This is a genomic window from Candidatus Cloacimonadota bacterium (assembly GCA_011372345.1).
In the GTDB taxonomy this organism is placed as follows: domain Bacteria; phylum Cloacimonadota; class Cloacimonadia; order Cloacimonadales; family TCS61; genus DRTC01.
In genome coordinates this window covers 1-4,996 of the sequence record DRTC01000312.1, presented here as the reverse complement: position 1 = coordinate 4,996, position 4,996 = coordinate 1, and the positions used below count along the sequence as shown (strand labels likewise).

Annotated in this window: 5 protein-coding genes and 1 tRNA gene; 4 read left to right on the top strand and 2 right to left on the bottom strand. The window is 33.0% G+C overall.

Annotated elements, in window-relative coordinates:
• The coding region (locus ENL20_06115; GenBank protein ID HHE38128.1) for an endonuclease III at positions 1-221 on the bottom strand (221 nt) is incomplete at its 3' end.
• A gap of 266 nt (positions 222-487) precedes the next feature.
• Positions 488-565: transfer RNA gene (locus tag ENL20_06110), tRNA-Pro, on the bottom strand.
• Positions 566-675: 110 nt separating this feature from the next.
• Here ENL20_06110 and ENL20_06105 point away from each other — a divergent pair.
• The 4 genes from ENL20_06105 (at position 676) to ENL20_06090 (ending at position 4,740) form a co-directional block, all read left to right on the top strand.
• Positions 676-2,571, top strand: a complete 1,896-nt coding sequence (locus ENL20_06105; protein ID HHE38127.1) for an ABC transporter ATP-binding protein — start codon at positions 676-678, stop codon at positions 2,569-2,571.
• 47 nt (positions 2,572-2,618) lie between these two features.
• Positions 2,619-2,927, top strand: a complete 309-nt coding sequence (locus tag ENL20_06100; protein HHE38126.1) for a four helix bundle protein — start codon at positions 2,619-2,621, stop codon at positions 2,925-2,927.
• A gap of 117 nt (positions 2,928-3,044) precedes the next feature.
• Entirely contained in the window at positions 3,045-4,025 is a 981-nt protein-coding gene (locus ENL20_06095) for a 2-hydroxyacyl-CoA dehydratase (GenBank protein ID HHE38125.1), read from the top strand.
• Between the two features lie 34 nt (positions 4,026-4,059).
• Positions 4,060-4,740, top strand: a complete 681-nt coding sequence (locus tag ENL20_06090; protein ID HHE38124.1) for a hypothetical protein — start codon at positions 4,060-4,062, stop codon at positions 4,738-4,740.
• The last annotated feature ends 256 nt before the right edge of the window (positions 4,741-4,996 follow it).

Below are 4,996 nucleotides of genomic sequence, written 5' to 3'. Positions count from 1 at the left end.
TCTTCTGTAGAATATTTATTAAAGTCATCAGGTTTCTTTATTTTTTTGAATAATTCGATGACAACTTTTTCCGTTGTTGTGTCTTTTGTTCTTGCACTTAAAATCGTTGTGATCAATATCTTGAAAGGATCTTTAGTTGCTGATTCAATCGTATCAACAACCGGTTTCTGATATTTCTCGAATTCCTTCTGCAAAGTATTGTAAACTTTTTCGACATTCAATTCAAAATCCTTTTCAGCCACGAAGAACACAAAGAGTCACTAAAGATACCTTTTTTACTTGTTTCCTCATTCCCAAAATGCATTTGGGAATGCAACTTCTTAAAAGTCTTACTTTGATTGTTTCCAAAGTATAAATATAAGTTTCCGAAATGAAATTTCTCATCCAATTGTGTTCCCAAATGAAATTTGGGAACAAGTAGAGTAAAATCCCTCCGAAGTTTTTTCTTCTTTTTTGTGTCTTTTTTACCTTTTCACTGCAATGAAATTGGTCGGGATGACAGGATTCGAACCTGCGACTCCATGAACCCCATTCATGTGCGCTACCCGGGCTGCGCTACATCCCGACTTTGTGTCAGACTTTTTAGAAGTATTTTTATGACAAGTATTTTTTCATTGAAACTCATTGAATAATTGACATTAAAATCGAATTTCCGAACTTGGTTTCGAGGAAAAAATGAGTTTGATTTCATTATCCAATATTTCGCATAATTTTGGCGGACAGGAGATTTTCATGAATGTGAATTTCTCGCTCGAGCATAATAGCCGCATCGGATTAGTTGGAAGGAACGGTTCAGGAAAAACAACGCTTTTAAATATCATTTCCAAAAATATAATTCCTTCCGAGGGTGAAGTCCATATCGCTAAAAACAGATTGATCTCATATTCGACACAGGATCCGGAATTTCCTGAAGACAAATCTTTATATGATTTCGTATTGGAAGCAAGAACAGATTTTATCGAATTATCTTCCAAATTAGAAGAAGCAGAAAAAAGATTATCAGAAGATCAATCCGAAAAAAATCTGAAAGAATTTTCAAAACTGCAACAGGAATTTGAACTCATCGACGGCTATTCTTTTGAGACGGAAATAAAGTTAGTTCTGACCCAATTGAGATTCCCAAAAGAAGTATGGAATCAGGAATTACAGACATTCAGCGGAGGAGAAAAAACCCGCATTCAACTGGCAAAAATCCTGCTCCAACCTTATGATATTTTGATTATGGACGAACCTACGAATCATCTCGTCCTGGAAATGATCTTCTGGCTTGAAAAATATTTATCAAACCTGAATAAACCATTTGTGATCATCTCTCATGACAGGAACTTCCTGGATAAAACCGTAACTAAAATAATTGAGATAAAGAATCGAAAATTATTAACTTTTCATGGAAATTACAGTTTTTATAAGGAACAATCCAAACTACGGGATGAACTGCAGAAAAAGGAATTTAAAAATCAGCAGAAGCAGATCAAACGGATGGAAGATCAAATAAAAAGATACCGTATCTGGGGAACAGCACGGGATAGTGAGAAAATGTTCGTACGAGCAAAGGAACTGGAAAAGAAACTTGATAAGATGGAAAAAATTGAAAAACCTAAATCGGAAAAGAATCTGAAATTGAATTTCCAAATGCAGAAACGAAGCGGGAATGATGTGTTTGTTTTTGAGGATTTGAGTTTTGGATTTGGACAAAACCTACTCGCTGAAAATGTGAATATGAGAATAAATTATAAAGATAAAATCGCACTGGTTGGAACAAATGGCTGCGGTAAAACGAGTTTCCTGAAAATTCTAAATAATGAACTCTCCCCTATTTCCGGAAAAGCAAAAAAAGGCGCAAGTTTGAACATCGGATATTACGATCAGTCTCATCTAAAACTTGATGATTCCATTTCCGTGATGAGAACGATCTGGAATCTGGCTCCAATGGAAACAAAAGGTTATGTTCTTTCATACCTGGCAAGATTCGGCTTTCGTGGAGATGATGTTGATAAAAAGGTCTCAATTTTAAGTGGTGGTGAAAAATCTCGACTTTATCTGGCAAAACTAATTCACGAAAAACCCAATTTTCTCATTCTCGATGAACCAACAAATCACCTCGATATCGATATGATATCCAGTTTGGAAAAATCACTTTCCGAGTATGAGGGAACCATCATTTTCGTTTCACACGATCGTTATCTGATCGAGAATGTAGCATCTGAGAAATGGTTTTTTCATCAGAAAAAAATAGAGAAAACAGAGCGATCACTGGAAGAACTTTTTTCTTCCAAAAATAAAAAAAAAAAGAAGAAAAGCGAACAGTATTTCAAAAATAAAAATCGAAAAACAAATCCGATAATTCTGGAAAAACTGGAAAAACGGATTGAACAGAAGCAAGAATTGATAGAAAAAAAAGGAGAAGAAATTCTTTCTTTAGAAGCTGAGTTTTATGATAATTCTATTTATTCTGATGAAAAAAAAGTGAAAGATACCAATACCATGATCAAAAAAATTAAAAATGAGATTTTTGTTTTAAAAAATGAATTGGAAGAATTTGAAAATAAATATCTGGAATTGGTTGATTAGTCAATGGACATTGGTTGAATAGTGAATAGTAAAATATTGGAGTTGAAATGAAAGATATTTCAGATCTAAGGATTTGTAGAGAACTTTTAGATTTCTCAAATTATATATGGAAAATTTGTATTAAATGGGATTTTCTTGCTCAAAAAACTGTTGGCATTCAATTGATAAGGGCAGTTGATTCTATTTCAGCAAACATTGCTGAGGGATTTGGACGATTCCATTATAATGAGAATTTACATTTTTGTTATTATGCCAGAGGTTCGTTAGAAGAAACTAAAGATTGGCTCCGAAAAGCATTTGTTCCCAAATTAATTCCAGAATCTGAAAAAGATAATATTTCTGAATTCCTGCCTTAATCTCAAAAAAGTTAAATGCTTATATCAATTCAATCAAAGCAAAAAAACAATCAACCAAATAAACCAATGACCAGTTCACAAATTGCAAATTTACAATTGACTAATGACGAGTGACCAATGACAAAAAATAAAATCGGTTTCACATCAACATTTCCCATCGAAGTTGTTTATGCAGCAGGTCAGATCCCGGTTGATCTGAATAACATTTTCGTAACCGGAAATGCACGAAAATACATTGAAAATGCTGAATATGCAGGTTATCCTCGCAACATTTGTAGTTGGATCAAAGGAATGTATGATGTAGTTCTTTCCTCTGATATAAAAACTGTGATCGGAGTTGTGGAAGGTGATTGTTCCAACACGCATTCTTTGATGGCAACTTTAAAAGATAAAGGGATTAAGGTTGTTCCGTTTTCATTTCCTTTTGAAAAAAATAGACCGGAGTTGGAAAGGGAGATTTTTAAGTTAGAAAAGGTTTTCAAAGTCGATCATTCGGTCGTTATCCAAACCAAAGAAAGACTTGATAAAATCAGGAAGAAACTGGTTTTATTGGATGAAATAACTTACAAGGAAAACAGAGTAACAGGATCAGAAAACCATCTCTGGTTAGTAAATTCGTCTGATTTTAATGGAGATCCTGATGATTTTGAAGCAAGATTGGATAAATTTCTTTTGGAAGTTCAAAAAAGGAAACTGATAGATTTTGATTTCAGGTTTGCCTTTCTCGGAGTTCCACCAATCATTTCCAATCTTTATGACTTTTTATTGGAAAATAATGTAAATGTGGTTTTTAATGAAATTCAAAGACAATTCAGTATGCCGTTTTTGGAAGAAAGCATTTTTGATCAATATTTGCGATACACATATCCGTACTCTATTTTTGATCGGATCGAGGATATTCAGATCGAACTGAAAAAAAGAAAGATTAATGCTGTGATCAGTTATGCGCAATCTTTCTGTCATCGTCAGATCGATAACATTCTCCTTAAAAAGTATATCGATCTTCCCATCCTGACAATCGAAGGAGATCAACCCGGAGAACTCGATGCTCGCACGAAATTGCGCATCGAAAGTTTTCTGGATATGTTGAGAATGTAACTCAAACAATCCTGTTTGAGGAAAGGAAATAATAATGAATAACAAATTAGATTATAAATATTTCTACAAACGGAATCTACCTCACTTCCAACCGGAAGAAGGAATCTTTTTTATAACTTTTAGACTGAATATAGAACTTCCAGATAATTTGAAACAAACCCTAATTTCCAAACATAAAGATTTTGAAGAAAAAATCAAAAAATATTCAGAACTGGAAAAGTCTGAAATGAAATTGAAATTTGATAAACAGCAATTCGATTTAATAGATAATTTTTTAGGATTAACAAAAAATGGTCCATTTTGGCTAAAAGATGAAAATATTGCCAAAATAGTGAAAGATAGTTTATTTTTCTTGCATAAGGAGAAATATTTTCTCTATTCATTTTGTATAATGCCAAATCATGTTCATATCTTGATCAAACCTTTGCAGAATGTTAAGAAGGGATATTTCTCATTTGCTGAAATCATGAAATCTCATAAAGGAATAACTGCAAATAAAGCAAATAAATATTTGAATAGAAAAGGACAATTCTGGCATCATGAAAATTATGATCATTGGGTGAGAGATGATAAAGAATTTCATAATATTATCTGGTATATTATTAACAATCCGGTAAAAGCAAAGTTAGTTAAAGATTTTCAGGATTGGAAATTTACATGGGTGGAAGAGAGTATCCAAAAAGAGATGGGAATTGAATTGCACAATCAGGATTGATTGTGATACATGTAACTCAAACAATCTTGTTTGAGGAAAAGAACTCATTCATCTTGAGTGAGAAATAAAAGACACAATCAGGATTAATTGTGATACTGTAACTCAAACAATCCTGTTTGAGAGAATTACTCAACCATCTCGAGAAAAAAGACACAATCAGGATTGATTGTGATACTGTAACTCAAACAATCCTGTTTGAGAGAATTACTCAACCATCTCGAGAAAAAAGACACAATCAGGATTGATTGTGATACAT

Coding starts and splice junctions, on each gene's coding strand:
- ENL20_06100 (HHE38126.1), top strand. CDS start 2,619: ATGAAAGATATTTCAGATCTAAGGATTTGTAGAGAACTTTTAGATTTC.
- ENL20_06105 (HHE38127.1), top strand. CDS start 676: ATGAGTTTGATTTCATTATCCAATATTTCGCATAATTTTGGCGGACAG.
- ENL20_06090 (HHE38124.1), top strand. CDS start 4,060: ATGAATAACAAATTAGATTATAAATATTTCTACAAACGGAATCTACCT.
- ENL20_06095 (HHE38125.1), top strand. CDS start 3,045: ATGACAAAAAATAAAATCGGTTTCACATCAACATTTCCCATCGAAGTT.